Origin of the sequence: Luteibacter rhizovicinus (assembly GCF_004342265.1) — a bacterium.
Taxonomy (GTDB): domain Bacteria; phylum Pseudomonadota; class Gammaproteobacteria; order Xanthomonadales; family Rhodanobacteraceae; genus Luteibacter; species Luteibacter rhizovicinus_B.
Genome location: NZ_SMCS01000005.1, coordinates 84,660 through 102,005, shown reverse-complemented (window position 1 = coordinate 102,005; position 17,346 = coordinate 84,660). Strand labels below are relative to the sequence as shown.

16 protein-coding genes are annotated in these 17,346 nt (G+C 64.3%); 5 read left to right on the top strand and 11 right to left on the bottom strand.

Annotated features, from left to right (window positions below; genetic code table 11):
* Positions 1 to 53: 53 nt before the first annotated feature.
* Positions 54 to 857: a cytochrome c gene (locus EC912_RS13415; protein ID WP_243649272.1), complete on the top strand. Its 804-nt coding sequence runs from the start codon at positions 54 to 56 to the stop codon at positions 855 to 857.
* Here EC912_RS13415 and EC912_RS13410 read toward each other — a convergent pair whose 3' ends face one another.
* On the bottom strand, positions 858 to 2,129 hold the full coding sequence (locus EC912_RS13410) for a dicarboxylate/amino acid:cation symporter (protein WP_207906845.1): 1,272 nt from the start codon (positions 2,127 to 2,129) through the stop codon (positions 858 to 860).
* A gap of 166 nt (positions 2,130 to 2,295) precedes the next feature.
* Here EC912_RS13410 and EC912_RS13405 point away from each other — a divergent pair, with 166 nt between their 5' ends.
* Positions 2,296 to 3,384, top strand: a complete 1,089-nt coding sequence (locus EC912_RS13405; protein WP_132144883.1) for an alkene reductase — start codon at positions 2,296 to 2,298, stop codon at positions 3,382 to 3,384.
* Between the two features lie 186 nt (positions 3,385 to 3,570).
* Here the strand turns inward: EC912_RS13405 and EC912_RS13400 are convergent, their stop codons facing one another.
* From EC912_RS13400 to EC912_RS13385, 4 genes are all read right to left on the bottom strand, one after another.
* On the bottom strand, positions 3,571 to 4,623 hold the full coding sequence (locus EC912_RS13400) for an aminopeptidase (protein WP_243649271.1): 1,053 nt from the start codon (positions 4,621 to 4,623) through the stop codon (positions 3,571 to 3,573).
* Between the two features lie 24 nt (positions 4,624 to 4,647).
* Positions 4,648 to 5,247 carry a hypothetical protein gene (locus EC912_RS13395; RefSeq protein ID WP_132144882.1) on the bottom strand — a complete coding sequence of 200 codons (600 nt, stop codon included), beginning with the start codon at positions 5,245 to 5,247 and terminating at the stop codon, positions 4,648 to 4,650.
* Positions 5,248 to 5,345: 98 nt separating this feature from the next.
* Positions 5,346 to 6,269 carry a histone H1-like repetitive region-containing protein gene (locus tag EC912_RS13390; RefSeq protein ID WP_132144881.1) on the bottom strand — a complete coding sequence of 308 codons (924 nt, stop codon included), beginning with the start codon at positions 6,267 to 6,269 and terminating at the stop codon, positions 5,346 to 5,348.
* Positions 6,270 to 6,438: 169 nt separating this feature from the next.
* A complete protein-coding gene (locus EC912_RS13385; RefSeq protein ID WP_132144879.1) occupies positions 6,439 to 7,044 on the bottom strand; it encodes a rhomboid family intramembrane serine protease in 606 nt (201 codons plus the stop codon).
* A gap of 135 nt (positions 7,045 to 7,179) precedes the next feature.
* Here EC912_RS13385 and EC912_RS13380 point away from each other — a divergent pair, with 135 nt between their 5' ends.
* Complete coding sequence (locus EC912_RS13380; RefSeq protein WP_207906844.1) at positions 7,180 to 8,055, top strand: PhzF family phenazine biosynthesis protein; 876 nt, start codon at positions 7,180 to 7,182, stop codon at positions 8,053 to 8,055.
* A 3-nt stretch (positions 8,056 to 8,058) separates the two neighbouring features.
* The gene (locus EC912_RS19535; RefSeq protein WP_207906843.1) at positions 8,059 to 8,508 is read left to right on the top strand and encodes a YaiI/YqxD family protein; all 450 of its coding nucleotides are present in this window, start codon (positions 8,059 to 8,061) and stop codon (positions 8,506 to 8,508) included.
* A gap of 48 nt (positions 8,509 to 8,556) precedes the next feature.
* Here the strand turns inward: EC912_RS19535 and EC912_RS13375 are convergent, their stop codons facing one another.
* The 4 genes from EC912_RS13375 to EC912_RS13360 form a co-directional block, all read right to left on the bottom strand.
* Positions 8,557 to 9,405, bottom strand: coding sequence for a dimethylarginine dimethylaminohydrolase family protein (locus tag EC912_RS13375; RefSeq protein WP_132144877.1), 849 nt, complete (start codon positions 9,403 to 9,405; stop codon positions 8,557 to 8,559).
* Positions 9,406 to 9,460: 55 nt separating this feature from the next.
* Positions 9,461 to 9,745, bottom strand: a complete 285-nt coding sequence (locus EC912_RS13370; protein ID WP_132144875.1) for a hypothetical protein — start codon at positions 9,743 to 9,745, stop codon at positions 9,461 to 9,463.
* A gap of 79 nt (positions 9,746 to 9,824) precedes the next feature.
* On the bottom strand, positions 9,825 to 10,745 hold the full coding sequence (locus tag EC912_RS13365; protein ID WP_279389034.1) for an NAD(P)-dependent oxidoreductase: 921 nt from the start codon (positions 10,743 to 10,745) through the stop codon (positions 9,825 to 9,827).
* Positions 10,723 to 11,853: an NAD(P)/FAD-dependent oxidoreductase gene (locus EC912_RS13360; protein ID WP_428993102.1), complete on the bottom strand. Its 1,131-nt coding sequence runs from the start codon at positions 11,851 to 11,853 to the stop codon at positions 10,723 to 10,725. The genes EC912_RS13365 and EC912_RS13360 overlap by 23 nt, the downstream gene beginning before the upstream one ends.
* Positions 11,854 to 12,071: 218 nt before the next feature.
* Here EC912_RS13360 and EC912_RS13355 point away from each other — a divergent pair, with 218 nt between their 5' ends.
* Positions 12,072 to 12,554 carry a YajQ family cyclic di-GMP-binding protein gene (locus EC912_RS13355; protein ID WP_132144869.1) on the top strand — a complete coding sequence of 161 codons (483 nt, stop codon included), beginning with the start codon at positions 12,072 to 12,074 and terminating at the stop codon, positions 12,552 to 12,554.
* Here EC912_RS13355 and EC912_RS13350 read toward each other — a convergent pair whose 3' ends face one another.
* Both EC912_RS13350 and EC912_RS13345 read right to left on the bottom strand, forming a co-directional pair.
* Positions 12,555 to 15,608, bottom strand: coding sequence for a ligand-binding sensor domain-containing diguanylate cyclase (locus EC912_RS13350; RefSeq protein ID WP_165973596.1), 3,054 nt, complete (start codon positions 15,606 to 15,608; stop codon positions 12,555 to 12,557). It abuts the gene before it with no gap.
* Between the two features lie 22 nt (positions 15,609 to 15,630).
* Positions 15,631 to 17,184 carry a putative bifunctional diguanylate cyclase/phosphodiesterase gene (locus tag EC912_RS13345; RefSeq protein ID WP_132144865.1) on the bottom strand — a complete coding sequence of 518 codons (1,554 nt, stop codon included), beginning with the start codon at positions 17,182 to 17,184 and terminating at the stop codon, positions 15,631 to 15,633.
* Positions 17,185 to 17,346 lie beyond the last annotated feature (162 nt).

The window sequence follows — 17,346 nt, the reverse complement described above, 5'->3', positions numbered from 1 at the left end:
TAGACGATAATCCAGAGTACGTGACCGGATTACGTGCAGACAGGGAAAACGCCGTGCGTGCTTTGCTGGGAATCATTCTGTCGCTGGTCGCGACCACCGCTTTGGCCGCCACGCTGGAGATCGACACCGGCCACGGCCGGCGCACATTCGATACGGCCACCCTGCTCGGGCGCTCCGACATACGGACGATCGACGTGCCCGGCGATATCGCCTACCACCGCACCATGCGCTATCGAGCGGTCCCGCTGCGCGCGCTACTGGGCGACATGTCGCCCGATGCCCATCTGCAATTCGTCGCGATGGACGGCTTCGCGGCGGAAATTCCAGCCGCTCTACTGCTGAACGATCGTGGCGCCGAGCCCTGGCTGGCTGTGGAAACGCCGACGGCACCCTGGCCGAAGCTCGGCGACGACAAGCCCGGCGGCGGCCCTTTCTACCTCGTCTGGCTGCATCCGGAACGCGCTTCGATCGGTCCGGAACAATGGCCATACCAGATCGCATCGATCCGTACTCTGACCGATCCGGCCAGCCGTTTTCCCGCCATGCGTCCGGATGCCGCGCTGCCTCGCGACAGCGCCCCGGTACGCGGCTTCGCCGTCTTCCAGCACTACTGTCTGGCGTGCCATACCCTCAACGGTCAGGGCGACGCAAAGCTCGGACCGGATCTGAACATGCCGCATAGCCCCACCGAATACTTCCGCGAAGACACACTCCGTTCGCTGATCCGCGACCCCTCGTCGCTGCGCCGCTGGCCGCAGAGCAGAATGCCCGGCGTCGGGCGCGACACGCTGAGCGACGGCGATCTGGATGCGCTGATCGCCTACCTGCGTCACATGGCAGGCAGGCCCAGGCCGTAGTCAGGCGTTCTCGCCTTCCTCCACGCCGAGATTCGTCGACGCGCGGTTATAGATATCCACATCGAGAATGCCGCGCTCGCGCGCGACCAGCACCGGCACCACCATCTGGCCGGTGACGTTCGTCATCGTGCGCATCATGTCCAGGATGCGGTCGATGGCGACCAGATAACCGATGCCTTCCAGCGGGAGGCCCGCCGAGCTGAGCACCAGCGTGACCATCACGATCGCGGTCCCGGGCACGCCCGCCGTGCCGAACGAACCGAGCACCGACGCCAGCAGGATGATGAAGTATTGCGAGGCATCCAGGTTCAGATGGAAGTACTGGGCGATGAAAACGGATGAGATGGCCGGGTAGATCGCACCGCAGCCGTCCATCTTGATACTCGCGCCCAGAGGCACGGCGAAGGCGGCGTATTCCTCTTTCACGCCCATGTTGTGCACCACGCTGCGCAGCGCGACCGGCATCGCCGCGAAACTGGACGACGAGGTAAAGGCCACCTGCATGGCGGGGAACGCCGCGCGGAAAAACCGGATCGGATTAAGGCGATGGGCCATCAGCAAGCCGCCGTATACGACGAAGATCTGGATGGCGCAGGCCAGGTAAAGCGTAACCACGAAGGTGGCCAGCGGCAGCAATTTGGCGAAGCCGTAGCTGCCCACCAAGGCCGCGATCAGGCCGAAGGTGCCGATCGGCGTAACTTCGAGCACGAAACGGGTCACCTGGATCATTGCGTCGTTGGCCTCGCCGGCGAGCGCGCGCAAGCGCGAGGACTTCTCGCCGATGCGCACCAACGCAAGCCCGAGCAGGCCGGCGAAGAAGATCACCTGAAGGATTTTCCCCTCGGTCAGCGCCCGGAACGGATTGGCGGGAACCACATCCAGCAATACCTGTACGGGCGTCGGAACCACCCTGACCTTGTAGTCGCTGGCCATGGTCAGTTCGCCGACACCGAGACCGGGGTTCGTCAGGTGAGCGATCGCCAGGCCCACCACGACCGCCAGCGCCGCCGTGATGGCGAACCAGACGAAGGTCCTGCCACCCAGGGCGGCGACGTCCTTTACGCCATGCAGGCTCGACACGCTGTGCAACACAGCGAAGAACACCAGCGGCACGGCGATCATCTTGATCAGCGTGACATACAGCTCGCCCAGCGGCGCGAACCATGTCTGCGCGGCCGGGCCCATCAGCCAGCCCACCAGCGCGCCAAGCACGAAACCCGCCGCGACCCGCTTCCAGAAGCGGATACGGAACCAGAAAGAGAAAAGCGCCACGCCGTGTTTCCCCATTGAGCAGGGTCCGACCTTACACCGCGAAGCCATCTGGCGGGAACAGCGAACCGGACGCTGTGTTTCCTCTCGCGAACGCTGAGGGGGTTGCAAGCGGTCCGTCGGGACCCAGCTCGTACGCAACTCCGCATCCTTCCAAGGCTTCACCTCCATGCGCAATCCGACCGTATCCCGCTCGCTGTTCGAGCCCACCCGAGCCGGCGATATCGAACTGGCCAACCGCATCGTGATGGCGCCGCTGACGCGCGATCGCGCGGGCGCCGGCCGCGTGCCGACACCGCTGATGGCCGAGTACTACGCGCAGCGCGCCGACGCCGGACTCATCGTCGCCGAGGGCACGCAGATTTCCCCGGAAGGCCAGGGCTATCTCGATACTCCGGGCATCTACAGCGCCGCCCAGGTGAAGGGGTGGAAGGCCGTGACGGACGGTGTGCATGCGCGCGGCGGCCGTATCGTGCTGCAGTTGTGGCACGTCGGACGCGTCTCGCACGTCAGTCTGCAGGCTGGCGGGAAACAGCCCGTGGCGCCTTCGGCGATCCGGGCGAAAACCAAAACGTTCACGGCGGCGGGTTTCGAGGACGTCTCCGAGCCTCGTGCCCTGGACGCGGGCGAGATGCCGCGCCTCGTCAACGACTACCGCCGCGCCACCGAGCTGGCGATGGACGCGGGGTTCGATGGCGTGGAAGTCCATGCCGCCAATGGCTACCTGATCGACCAGTTCATGCGCGACGGCAGCAATCGTCGCCAGGACGCATGGGGCGGCAGCATCGACAACCGGACGCGCCTGCTCCGCGAGGCGGTCGCGGCGGTGGCGAGCGTCGCCGGCGCCGGCCGCACGGGCGTGCGCTTCTCGCCGGTCACGCCATCCAACGACATCCGCGACTCCCGTCCCCAGGCTCTTTTCGAGCGGGCGGTAGACCACCTGGCACCGCTGGGCCTGGCCTATATCCACGTCGTCGAAGGCGCCACCGGTGGCGACCGCCATGTCGAACCCTTCGACTACGCCGCGCTACGTGCGCGTTTCGGCGGCACATGGATGGCTAACAACGGTTACGACACCGGTATGGCCAATGCGGCGCTCGCCAGCGGATACGCGGACCTGATCGCTTTCGGGCGGTCGTTTATTTCCAATCCGGATCTGGTGCGCCGTCTGCGCGAGGGTGCACCGCTGAACAAGCTCAATCCGGCGACGCTGTATGGCGGCGGAGCCGAGGGCTATACGGATTATCCGGCGCTCTGAGGTAAGGACGACAGAGCTGAAGGAGGCCTGTGGGAGCGCGCTTGCGCACGAAAGCCAACGGAGCGATGACGCTATGCGCGATGACCGCGAGCCGGGACGATGGGCTCGCGATGCAGGTCATTCGCATCGCCGTTCCATAGGCTTTCGCGCGCAGGTGCGCTTCCACAGAAGCGCCGCACGGGAAAACTAGGGAGTGGTGGCAAGCGCCTTGAGCTTCTCATCGCGCACCGCCTGCTTCAGCTTGGACAACCGCCGCACCTCGGCGAAGAACACGTCCCAGTCACCGTGCGCATCGGCGAACACGCGCGCGAACGATGCCGTCCACTGATCGTAAAGCCCGAAGGGCAAAAGCCGTGCGTTGTTGATCGGCGCCGCTACCCAGCGATCGTAACGACGATCGCCCTTCCCTTCGGTATCTCTCCACACCGCATAGCGCTCCCGGAAATCGACGATTTCATTCGCCTTCCCCGCACGCTTCATCTCGACGGAAATATCGCTCGTATAGAGTTTCGCGAGCCGGTCCCGCAGATCCATCACCTGCTGCGTGAAGGCCTTCGTCAACACGGCGCCCGCCTGGTCCGGCGGCGGTAGCCCCTTCGCCTGTCGCCACTGCCGCACGCCTTCTTCCTCGACGAAACTGGCGTACGACTCGTTGAAGGCCGTGTCGTCCTTCACGTATAGCTTCTGGTGCGCCAGCTCGTGAAATATCGTTCCCACCAGTTCGTCGTCGTCCCAACGCAGCATGCTGCTCAGAATGGGATCGGCGAACCAGCCCAGCGTCGAATACGCGGGCACATCGCCGACATAGACGTCGTCGCCCTCGTCGTGCAGCCGCTTCGCCTCTGCGTCGGCGAGGTCTTTACTGAAATACCCGCGATATGCCACGCAGCCGGCGACAGGAAAGCAGTGCGTTACGGGAACGAGCGACAGCTCGGGCGTGGCGAAAACGTTCCAGACCACGGCCGGACGATTCAGCTCGACGAAGTAGGTATAACTGCGATTGCGCGGCAGCTTCAGCGTGGTCGACGCGAACTCGCGCGCTTCCCCGGCGGTGCCTAGCCGTGCCGCCGTGCGCGCATCGGTCGCCGGATCGGCTACGACGCGCGCGATGGGCCGGCGGTCGAGCAGCAACGATGTCTGCCCGCGCGCCACGTGCGCGTAATAGCGAACTGAAGTGCAGCCCGAACAAAGGGACATGAGGATGATCAGGGCGATCGCGAAACGGCGCGGTAGAAGCATCCCGCATTGTGCCGCAACGGATCGCTATTCGCGTTCCTTGGGAGACTGTTTCCAACCGCGATTCGGCGCGCCTTCGGGTGCCTCGCGTCCCACGGGCCTGCTTTGCGGTCGACCGCCGTCGCCACCGGGAGGCGGTGACGGGCGATTGCCGCCACCCTGACCCTGCCAGCCACCCGGAGGCGGCCTGTGGTCGCCACCGCCGGGCGGACGATTACCGCCGCCCTGCCAACCGCCAGGGGGAGGACGATGGTCTCCGCCACCGCCTTGCCAGCCGCCAGGCGGCCGCGATCCATGATCGTCTCGATCGTTTCCGTTCCATCCACCCGGTCGACCGCGATCGTGATCGCGGTCGCGGTCGTAGTCGCGACGACGATCGTAATAGCGACCGTCCCGTCCGTCGCGATACCAGATCGTGGAAACGCCGATGCCGGAGTTATAGCAACAGCCGTAATAAGGGTCGGCATAACCGTAGCCGTATCCCGGCGAAACCACGGTCGTGGTTTCGCTGCCGTAATAGGCATCGCCGCCACCGCCGTTCCGGACATAGCGGTACCCCGTGTCGTAACAGCCCGAGAGCAGTGACGCGGAAGCAATGGCGAAACAGATGGCGACGGCGCGGCGCATTGTCGTACCCCTTGGAGTGTCGACTACGACACTAGGCGCGTGTGGTTGAACGGCCGCTAAAAAACGGGAGCCGCCACGCGCGGCTCCCATCCATTCGTTCAGCCTTTGCGTTTGTCCTGGTCGCCACGCTCGTGTGCCGTGGTGGCGTAAGTGGCTTCGGGCGAAGGAGCGCTGGGCGCATCGTGGACGTCGGCCTCCGGCGAGTAAGCGGGCCTGGATGCGTCGTCGGTGGGCCAGGAGGGACCCTGCGCCACACGCTCGCGCTTGGCGTCCAGCAGCGCCTGGATGTGCGCTACGGCCTCTTCCTGACTGATGTGCTGCACCGGCTCGTCCGGGATCGGGGCGGCGGGGACTGGCTGCCTACGCGCCACGGCCTTCGCCGGCGACTTCGAAACAGGTTTGTGTTCCACGACATGCGCACCGGCCTCGCGGTTGCCGACTGGCCGGGTTGCGGGCTTCTTGATCGGCGCCGCCTTTGCGGGCTTTACGGGTTTCGCGACGACGGTACGCGCGCTACGGGCCGGCGCGGCCTTCTTTACGGGTGCCTTGCGAACGGCGGCTTTCTTCACTGCCACCTTCTTTGCGGCGACTTTACGTGCAGGCGATTTCTTCGCCGTGGCCTTCCGGGCAACCGGCTTCTTCGCTACCGACTTCCGGACCGCCGATTTCTTCGTGACGGTCTTCTTCGCTACGCCCTTGCGAGCAGCGGTTTTTTTCGTTGCCGCCTTTCTTGCGGACGTCTTCTTCGCCGGCGCCTTTTTCGCAGCGACCTTGCGGCCCGCTGCCTTCTTCACGGCGGTTTTCTTTACGGACGATTTCTTCGCTGCCGCCCTCTTCGGAGCCGCTTTCTTCACGGCAGCCTTTTTGGCGACCTTGCGAGCACCGACCTTACGCGCGGGCGCTTTGCGTGCCGGGGCTTTCTTTACTGCGGTTTTCTTTACTGCTGCCTTTTTTACCGCGGTCTTCTTCGACGCTTTCTTTGCCGCGGACTTCTTCGCGGCGGACTTACGGGTAGTAGCCATGCGCTCATTCCTCCTGCGGTGGTATGCGACGCGAACTACCCGCGCTGGGGAAACTCGCGTTCGTCCGGAAGATGCCTATCGGAGATGGATGACGTTCCGGTGGCTCATCATCACTCACTCAACGCGCGAAGTCACATCTCCCGCGCAGCTACAATTCAGGAACGGAATATCAACGGAACGTCGGCTGGCTGATCTGGGCGATGAAATCGCCGAACACGGACGGGTCGATGAGCAACGTGACGGCTATGCCATACGCGCCTCCCCACAGGTGCGCGCTATGGTTGACGTTGTCGCCGCCACGCCGCTCCATCACGATCGAATAGGCCACATAAAGCACCGCGTACAGGATCGCCGGCATCGGAATCACGAAGACGAGGATGCGCGTCCAGGGCGCCATGAGGATGAAGGCGAACAGCACCGCGGAGACAGCGCCCGACGCGCCCAGGCTGCGGTACGACACGTTGTTCTTGTTTTTCAGGTAGGACGGCAGGATCGAAACCACCAGACCGCCGATGTAGAACGTGACGAAGCCCAGTGGGCCCATATGGGCGTTGTAGAAGCCTTCCATCACGCGGCCGAAGAAGAACAGCGTGAACATGTTGAAGAACAGGTGCGAACCATCGGCATGCACGAGCCCGTAGCTGACCAGCCGGTAATATTCGCGGCTGCGCGACAGCGCGGGAGGCCAGAGGATCAGATCGTTCATCAGGCGGACGTTCCTGAACGCCAGGATGGATACGACAGCGGTAACCAGGATGATAAGCAGGGTAATCATGCGAAGAAGCGATTCCGTACGCGAGTCGACCGCGCATCTTCGCCGTCTTGGGGGCCTCTTGTCGATCTTCGGGGCGCATAGGGGCGTTCGGACGGCTATCATGAACGATCCCCGTCACGCCCCGATCCCGACCCCATGTCCCTCATCCGCTACATGCAACTCGATGTTTTCGCCGCCCGGATGGGCGGTGGCAACCCGCTTGGCGTCGTCGTCGATGCCGCCGGCTGGACAGACGACCAGATGCAGCGCTTCGCGCACTGGACGAATCTGGTCGAAACCACCTTCCTGCTGCCCGCGACCGATCCGCGTGCCAGCTATCGCGTCCGCATTTTCACACCCACGCGCGAGATCGCGTTCGCGGGCCATCCCACCGTCGGCAGCGCGCATGCCGCACTCGACAGCGGGCTGATCGTGGCCGATGGCGACGGGCTGGTCTGGCAGGAATGCGGCGCCGGCACGCTGCCGATCCGCGTCGAAGGCCAGGGTAGCGGGCGCGAGCTCTTCGTCCAGGCGCCAAAGGCACACGTTCTCAGCGAAGGTGGCGACGCCGAAGGCCGCCTCGCCGGCGTACTCGGTGCAACCGTAGCGGGTGCCCTGCCCCCCGCCTTCGTCGAAGGCGGCCGGCGCTGGTGGATCGCCGAATTCGCCGACGAGGCCGCCCTGCGTGCATGGCAGCCCGATCACGCGGCCATTGCCGCGCTCGCGAAAGCCAGCGACAGCCTTGGTCTTTGCGTCTTCGCGCGCTCGGGTTCCGGGATTGCCGTACGGGCCTTCCCCGCGGGCGTCGGTATCGTGGAAGACCCCGCCTCCGGTGCCGCCAACGGCCTTATCGCGGCGTATATCGCCCATGCCGAACCGCAGGGACCGCTTGCACGAGGCTACGAGGTCAGCCAGGGACGCGAAGTCGGCCACGATGCCCGCATCCTCATCCGTATCGATGGCGACGCGGTATGGGTAGGCGGCCGGACCAATACGGTCATCGACGGCCATGTGCACTGGAATCGGGCCTGAGCGATGAAGATATGGGTCGATGCCGATGCCTGCCCGGTCGTCATCAAGGAAATTCTCTTCCGCGCGGCCGAACGCGAGAAGATCGATGTCACCCTTGTGGCGAATCAGTGGATTCGCGTGCCGGCATCGCGCTTTATCCGCTCGATCCAGGTCGGCAGCGGCTTCGACGTAGCGGACGGTGAAATTGTCCGGCGCGTCGAGGCGGGCGACATGGTGGTGACCCAGGACATTCCGCTTGCCGCGCTGGTGCTGGAAAAAGGCGCGCTCGCGCTGAATCCGCGCGGCGAGCTGTATACCGCCGAGACCATCTCGCAGCGCCTGTCGATGCGTAATTTCATGGACGAACTGCGCGGCTCGGGCGTGGATACCGGTGGGCCACCGGTTTTTCATGCACGCGACCGCCAGGCATTCGCCAATCAGCTGGATCGCTGGCTGGCTCAACGCAAGCGCTGAAGCCCCGATCCGTTGTTTGTAGGAGCTGCGTCGCTGTGGAAATGCGGCTTATAACTCGTCCAGCCGCAGGGTCAGGCATTTCGCCGCGCCGCCGGATTTCATGAACTCGTCCAGCGCTACCTCGATAACGACGAACCCCGCATTCTCCAGCCGCAGCCGCAGATCGGCGCTGGCTCGGTTGAGTATCACGATTTTCCCGAGATTCACGGCATTGCAGGCGAATGCCAGGGCGTCGGCCTCTTCGACCGCGATGCGCTTGTCCGGCGACACATACGTTTCTATGACACCCAGCGATGCCTCGTCGAATGCCGACGGGAAATACACCGTATAGCCTCCCGCCAGCGGACAGAAACACGTGTCGAGGTGATAGAACCGTGGATCGGTAAGCTGCAACGGGAGTACCTCGACGCCGAGCATCTGCGCAAGCGCAGGCGCGGCCTCCCGGTCCGAGCGGTGTCCGTGCCCCATCCACAATCGCCGGCTCGCGCCGCGATCGAACAGCGCATCGCCGGCGCCCTCGAAAAATACGCCACCCGGCAGATCGACGATATCGAACCCGTGGCGGACGAACCAGGCGCGGTCATGCGCTTCTTCGTCGCGTCGTTCGGCGAAGCGGAAGCGGCTCGGGACAAAGGTATTGCGGAAGACCAGGCCGGCATTGGCGGCGAAGGTCATGTCCGGCAGGCTTTCCGCGGGTGGCTGCAGCACGACGTCGGCATGTTGCGCGACGGTTTCGCGCAGCGCGTCCCACTGGTGGCCCGAACGTTCCGGCGTCGTGTCGTGGACGTGGTGGGTCATCCACGGATTGATGACGTAGCTGACCTCGAAAAAGGTCGGCGCACACATGAGGACGCGCGGGACGGTGCGCTCGACCATCGGAGACATCGCTTCTGCCATGAACGGACTCACCGATCGGAAGACGAGCCCCGATCATGGCAGAACGACCGCGAATTCAGCCAGACAAACCGTCGACGATGGCGTTGACCGACTTCGGCGAGAAATGCAGTTCTTTCAGCGCCTCGGCGAGGCTGTCCCGGGAATTGACCTCGCTTTCGACCTGCTCGCCCACGCTGCTGGGCGACACATGGACGAAATTTTTGCCGTCCTGATAGGCAATGCCTTCGTCGTGCACGTTCTGTTTCGTCAGCACCTTGTATGTGCCGTCGCCCGACTCCCTGACCGTGATCGCGCGACCTTCCAGCTCGCCCTCGTACACCACCTTCCAGCTTGCCGTCATAACCACACCCCGCTGCCGCACCCAACGTGCCGGTTCATTCTGGCGAATACCGTGTGGTGACGATTGTGAAGAACGAACCTCAACGATCTTTCAGGTGTGCCCGGCCGGCCGCTACGCGCGCCAGCGCCGACCAGTCCAGGTCGCCATCGCCTGCCGCCATGGCTTCCAGCAGGTTGTCGTGCACGACGCTGGCGAACGGCATCGGCACGCGCTTTGCTTCGGCGGCACTGCGCGCCAGCCCCACGTCCTTGAAGCCCAGCGACATCTTGAACCCAGCAGGCGCGTAGCGTTCCTCGGCGATCAGACCGCCATAAGTCTTGAAGATCGGCGAGGCGAACAGCGAACCCGTCATCACTTCGAGGAAATCGCCCGCCGAAACGCCATAGGAGCGGGTCAGCGCCGAGGCCTCCGCCATGCTTTCGATGGCCGTGGCAATCATGAAGTTGCCGGCGATCTTCAGAATATGCGCGCGTATCGGGTCGTCGCCCAGCGGCCAGACTTTCTGGCCCAGCGTGTCGAGCAACGGCTGGACGCGCTGGACGGCGGCCGGGTCTCCGGACACGACGATATTCAGATTGCCGGCCGCGGCGACCTCCGGCCGTCCGAACACGGGCGCGGCGACGTACCCGATGCCGCGTTCGGCATGGGCCGCGATCAGTTCCTGTGCCAGCGCGATCGAAATCGTGGCGTGGTTTACATGCACGCTGCCGCGCGGCATCGCATCGAGCACGCCACCGTTTTCGATAACCTCACGCACGGCGGCATCGTTGGCCAGCATGCTGTGGACCACCTCGCCGCGTGCCGCGTCGGCGGGTGTCGCCGCAACGCGCGCGCCTTTCGCCTCGAGCGCCTTCGCGGCCTCCGGCGATCGATTCCACACCGTTACCTCATGGCCGGCCGCCAGCAGCTGGGCCGCCATGCCGGCGCCCATGGCACCCAGTCCAATGAATCCGATACGCATTGCCTGATTCCTCTGTCTACAGGGCCGAACCGGCCGCATGGCCCGACGCCCAAGCCCACTGAAAATTGTAGCCACCCAGGTGCCCGGTCACATCGAGCACCTCGCCGACGAAGTACAGGCCCGCGTGCTGCTTCGACATCATCGTGCTGGAGGAGACTTCGTCGGTATCCACGCCGCCCAGCGTCACTTCGGCGGTGCGATAACCTTCGGTACCGCTGGCCACGAAAGGCCAGTCCGCCAACTGTACGGCGATGTCCCGCAATTCCGCGTCACGATACTGTTTCATCGGCCGGCTGCCGAACCACAGCTCGCACAGACGCTCGGCCAGCCGGCGCGGCAGCAGCGACGAAAGCACGGTGCGCAATTCGGCCCCCGGGCGTTCGGCCCGCTGCGCGGCCAGCGCCTCGAAAGCATCCGTGCCCGGCAGCAGATCCAGGCGCAGGTCGTCGCCTGGCTGCCAATACGATGAAATTTGCAGGATGGCCGGCCCGCTGACGCCGCGATGGGTAATCAGCATGGCGTTGTGGAACGACTGTCCTCCGCAGCGCGCTTCCACCGGCAAGGCCACGCCCGCCAGTTCCGCGAAGCGCTCCTGGTGCTTGCCGCTGAGGGTCAGCGGGACCAGGCCTGCCCGCGTCGGCAGGATCGTATGGCCGAACTGGCGCGCCACGTCGTAGCCGAATCCCGTCGCCCCCATGCTTGGAATCGACAGACCGCCCGTCGCGATCACCAGGGCATCGGCCCGGACATGTCCGAGCGGCGTTTCGGCTGCGAAGCCGCCTTCCACCGCGCGAAGCCGGCTGACCGGACAATTCGCTTCCACCCGCGCGCCCGACGCCGCGCATTCGTCCAGCAGCATGCGCACGATCTGTTTCGACGAATCGTCGCAGAACAGCTGGCCCAGCTCCTTTTCGTGCCAGGCGATGCCATGGCGATCGACCATGGCGATGAAATCCCACGGTGTGTAGCGCGCCAGTGCGGATTTACAGAAATGCGGATTGTTCGAAAGATAATTCTGCGGGGTGGTACCGGTATTCGTGAAATTGCAGCGCCCGCCCCCGGACATCAGGATTTTCTTGCCCACCTTGTTGGCGTGGTCCACCACCAGCACGCGCCGTCCGCGCTGCGCGGCGACAATGGCCGTCATAAGCCCGGCGGCGCCTGCGCCGACGATGAGGGCGTCGTATTCCAAGAGGGGATTCCCGAAGAGACAAACGCATATGTTAATGCCTGCGGGGCTGGGCCAATGCATCACCCATCGCCCCATCCCATCCATCTCTCACCGTCGCTCCTGAGCAGGGGCGACGGTGAGAGATCGCGGCATTGCCATTAGAATCGGCGGCGAACCCATCCAAGGACATTCCCATGCCTTCCTTCGACGTCGTCTCCGAAGTCGACAAGCACGAACTGACCAACGCCATCGACCAGGCCAACCGCGAGCTTGCCAATCGCTTCGATTTCAAAGGTACCAGCGCGAAATTCGAGCTCGAAGGTTTCGTCGTCACGCAGACCGGCGACAGCGATTTCCAGCTTAAGCAGATGCTCGACATCCTGCGCAGCCGGCTCGTCACTCGCGGCATCGATATCCGCTGCATGGAAGAAGGATCCGTCGATACGAACCTGGGCGGCGCGAAGCAGAAAATCACGCTGAAACAAGGTATCGAGCAGCCGATCGCCAAGAAGCTGATCGCTACGATGAAGGAAGCCAAGCTGAAGGTGGAAGCCCAGATCAACGGCGACAAACTACGCGTTACGGGCAAGAAGCGCGACGATCTGCAGACCGCCATGGCCCTGCTGCGCAAAGCCGACGTCGAACTGCCGCTGCAGTTCGAGAACTTCCGCGACTGATTAGTGCGTCGCCAGACGGCTGCGGTTGCGGCCGTCGTCCTTTGCCTCGTACAGCGCTTCGTCGGCGCGCCCCAGTAGCGAATTGAGCGATTCGGGCGCGCGCCATACGGCCACGCCGGCGCTCACGGTGATCCTGATGCGGTATTCGCCGTGAACGATGACCATGCCGGCAAGCGCGCGGCGCACGCGTTCGGTCACTTCCAGCGCGTGTTCGGCAAGCGCGCCCGGCAGGCACAGGATGAACTCCTCGCCACCGAAGCGGCCGGCCAGGTCGTCGGCGCGGCACATCGACGACAGAACCCGCATCGTCTCGCGGATGACCGTGTCGCCAGCCAGATGCCCGAACGTATCGTTGACCGTCTTGAAGTCGTCGATATCGACCAGGACAAGACTGAAGGGAATGCCGTCGTTCGCCGCACCCATGCGCACGCGCTCGGCCTGCTCGAGGAAGCGCCGGCGATTCAGCGAACCGGTCAGTTCGTCGGTGCCGGCCAGATGGTTCAGGCGCTCGTTGGCCGCTTTCAGGTCGCGCGTCCGCGCATCGACTTCGGCCTGCAAAAGCACCGCACGGCGACGCAGGTACAGCGTCCGCAGATAAACCAGGCCGAAGAAAGCCGCCACGCCCAGGAGCACGACCGCCAGCAATACCCAGGTACTTTCGTACCAGCGCGGCGTCACGACAACGCGAATGGCCGTTTCCACCGTGCGCGCATCCAGGCCGCGCGTCGTGGCGCGCAATCGCAACGTATACGTCCCGCTGGCCAGATTCGTGTAGATCGCGCTTGGCGGAATACCGCGCGCCACTTCGTTCCAACCGCCATCCGCATCTTCCATCCGATACGCGTAACGGGTTTCCAGCGGCGCCCGGAAATCGATCAGCGCGAAGTCGACGCGAAGATTCCTGCCGTTCCCGCCAAGCTCCAGCCTGCCGTCGTCGTCGGGAATATTCCGGAACGGAATCGGCACGTCGTTGACGGCGATATGCGTCACCGCCAGTTTCGCCGGCGGCGTATCCGGCGCCGTCCAGTAAGGACGGACGACCGTCAGCCCACCCAGTCCACCGAACATCAGTTCGCCACCGGGCGCCTCGGCCGCAGCGCGATGGATATAGCTCGGAATGCGCAGGCCATCGCGAATGCCCAGATCGGAAACCCGGTGACTTGCGGCGTCGACCATGACGACACCGTTGGCCATGGACGCCCATATCCGGTTTCGCTGGTCGATCTGCAAAGCATTGATCTTGGTATTGGGCAAACCTTCGCGCGCGCCGATCAACCCGAAACGGAACGGCCCGTGCGGCTTGAAGTCGTCGATATAGGCAAGGCCGCCGAACGTACCGATCCACAGGCGATGGTGCTGATCGAACATCACCGAGCCGGTGTAATCCTGCGGAAGGCTGTCGCCGTCCTTCGGATCGTGCCGCAGATTCGTGAAGCCGGACGCCCCGTCGAACAGAATACTGATGCCGTTGATCGTTTCGAACCACCACGCCTCGGGCATGCGCACGATATAGCGGACCTGGTCTCCCACCAGGCTGCCCGGATCGTTTGCGTTGTGACGCAGTTGCTCCAGCGTGCCCTTCACCGTGTCGTAACGGAAGAGACCGTCGTAGCCGCCGATCAGAATGACGTCGCCATCGCGCTGCAACGACAGGATCAATCGTCCGTCGAGACTCGGCAGCATGGAACTGGTCAATGCGAAGGTATCGGGGTCGATTCGCGAAATGCCCTGCGCGCCCGCCCAGATGGAGCCGTCGGGCGCCACGACGAACGCCTGCACGTCGCGCTCGGCTTGTTCGCCCCCCAGCTGCAGATGACGCATCGTGCCGTTGGCCAGATCGAGGACGTCGATACGCCCCATGCCCAGGCCGAGCCATACGCGTCCGCGCGGATCGACGAACACCGAATGCACGTTGGCATTTGAAAGGGTATGGGTTTCCAGCGGCGACGGCAGGACCGAAAACACCCTGCGGCCATGCGGGTCGTAGCGCGCGGCGCCAAGTTCCGTGGCCACCCAGATATTGCCTGAGGTATCCCGAAGCAGATCGCGGGTAATATCGCCCGGCAGCGAAGACGGCATCGCGGCGTCATGCGCCAGCGTGCGCAGCCTGCCGGTATTCAGGTCGTAAACGACGACACCGGCACCGTCCGTCGCGGCCCACAGCTCGCCCTGTTCTGACTCGAGGAAGGCGCGCACGGTGCGTCGACGGGCCAGGCCATTCTTTCCGGAGAACCCCGGAACCAGATGCGCGGTTCCCTCTTTGTCGATGTAGATCGCGCCCGACTGCCCCGTACCGACCCAGAGCCGTCCGGCGGTGTCCTCGTGCAGCGCCCATACCTGATCCTTGAGAATCTCCTCGATCGCGGCGCCTTGCTGCGTATAGCGCTCGAAATGCCCGCCGGGCTTGCGGACGAACAGGCCGTTATCGGCGCCAGCCCACACATTGCCCTGACTGTCTTCGGCCACGACAAAGGTACGGGCAACCATGCCGGGCGCGTCTCCGTCCCGGCCGGATTCGTGGGTGACATGCCCGGTAGCGATATCGATCCGGTTCACACCGTTCTCGGTCGCCAGCCAGAATGCGTTCGGTTCGCGTGCTTTGGCGATCGAGAAAATCTTGCCGTTCGACGTGCCGTCCCGCCCTATCGGATAGACGTGGAACCGCGTCGTTTCCGGATCGAACCGGACCAGGCCGCCCGCATTGGTACCGATCAGCAGACCGCCGTCGTCCAGCGGTTGCAGGGCGCGTACATAGGCGTCGGGAAGCACGGCTCCGCCGTAGGAGTCGGGCTCCTGTCCGAAGACCTGCATGCGATAGCCGTCGTAACGGACAAGGCCGCCGAACGTACCGATCCAGATCAGGCCGCGCTTGTCCTGCACGATCGCCGTGGTCGTGGAGTGCGGCAGGCCATCGGCGACCGTCACGCTGTCGAACCATGCCGTTTCGAATACCGTCCAGGGATCGACGGGAACGGAGGCCGCGCGCGCGAACGGCATCGCCAGCGCGAAGCCGGTCAACAGGATAAAAAAGCGTAGCAACCGCCGCGGACTCATAACACTGCGACGTGGTCGCAGTTCAATGGGCATAGGCGGTCATGGATGGTTTCAGATATTGAAGGAACGCATCGGCGGTCATCGGACGGGCAAAGAAATACCCTTGTCCTATATCGCAACCCATATCGCGAAGCCAGTCGGCCTGAGCTTCCGTTTCCACACCCTCGGCGATCGTCTCCATGTTCAGTTTCTTGGCCAGGCCAACGATGGCCTCGGTAATTTCGCGGTCGGCGAGATTGTAGGCGCTGCCGCGCACGAACGACTGGTCGATCTTGATCGTACCCACCGGCAGCTCGCGCAGGTGACCCAGGTTCCAGTATCCCGCACCGAAATCGTCGATCAGCAGCGCGAAACCGTGCGAACGCAGTTTGCGTAGCTGGCGCAGGGTTTCTTCCGGCTGCCGCATGGCGCTGGATTCGGTCAGTTCGAAGCGAATCCGCATCGGATCGACTCCGAACGACTTCACGGCGCGATGGAGCGTATCGACAAACGCCGGACGACTGAGTTCGTGCATCGACAGATTGATGGCGACATAGTCGACCCGGGTGCCGACGGCGTCCCAGTCGCACACTTGCTGGAGCACGCTGTGCAGCATGTATTCGCCCAGCGCATGGATCAGCCCGGATCGCTCCGCCACCGCGACGAAAACAGTGGGCGGTACATCGCCACGGGTCGGATGATGCCAGCGCGCCAGCGCCTCCACGCCCGCCAGCGCCCCGGAGCGCAGGTTGCGCTTGGGTTGGTACTCGACACTGAGTTCGCCGCGCTGCAGGGCTTCGCGAAGCTCCACGGTCAGCGCCAGGCGTTCACGGGCCTGCTCGTGCATGCCTTCCTCGTAGAAACGGAAGTCCGCCTTGCCGGTTTCCTTCACCGCGTACATCGCGGCGTCGGCGTTGCGCAGCAGCGTTTCGGCGTCGCGACCGTCGTGCGGCGCCACGGCCACGCCGATGCTGGGGGACACGGCCACCAGTTGGCCGGCCACGTTCACCGGCTGGGAGACCAGGTCGAGCACCTTGCGGCACACCCGTACCAGGTTTTCCATACCGCCGTAGGACTGCACCACGACCACGAATTCGTCGCCGCCGAAGCGCGACACAGTGTCGCGTTCGCGGACGCTGCTGCGCAGCGACGTGGCCACGGCGCGCAGAAAGCTGTCGCCCGCCTGGTGCCCCAGCGTGTCGTTGATCGACTTGAAACCATCCAGATCGATGAACATCACGGCGAGCGCCGGCTTTTCCGTCGATGCAAGCGCCTCCTGCAGTTCGTGCATGAGGAATGCGCGGTTGGGCAGGCCGGTCAGCGTGTCGTGATAGGCGTGGAAGGCGAGCGCCCGGCGCGCCTGCTCGCGCGGGTCACGCAGGCGCTGGGATCGGTGGCGGCGCTGAAAGATCAGGAAGAAGACGAAAGCCGTCACCATGACCGAAACGGCCAGCAAGGCGATCGTCCATTCGGCGCCGGCGCCGAATGCCAGGGCCCCCGCGCAACGCGGGAGGTCGCCCGGGGTGGAAAAACTCGCGCGGACGCAGTTCGACACGGCGGTGCCCAAGCCGTTCTCGACAAGCCGTTCTGTCAGCACGCCACACTCCGATTCCGATCCATCGACCTCAACCGCTCGTTTCCGCGGAACGCCGATCTACGGTCTCACCCCAATCGATCAAGACCGCGGCACTCGTGACCGGTCGGTCCAGGCGCTGCGGATATGCATACCCGGTGGAATAACGGCCACCCCCGCGGGCGA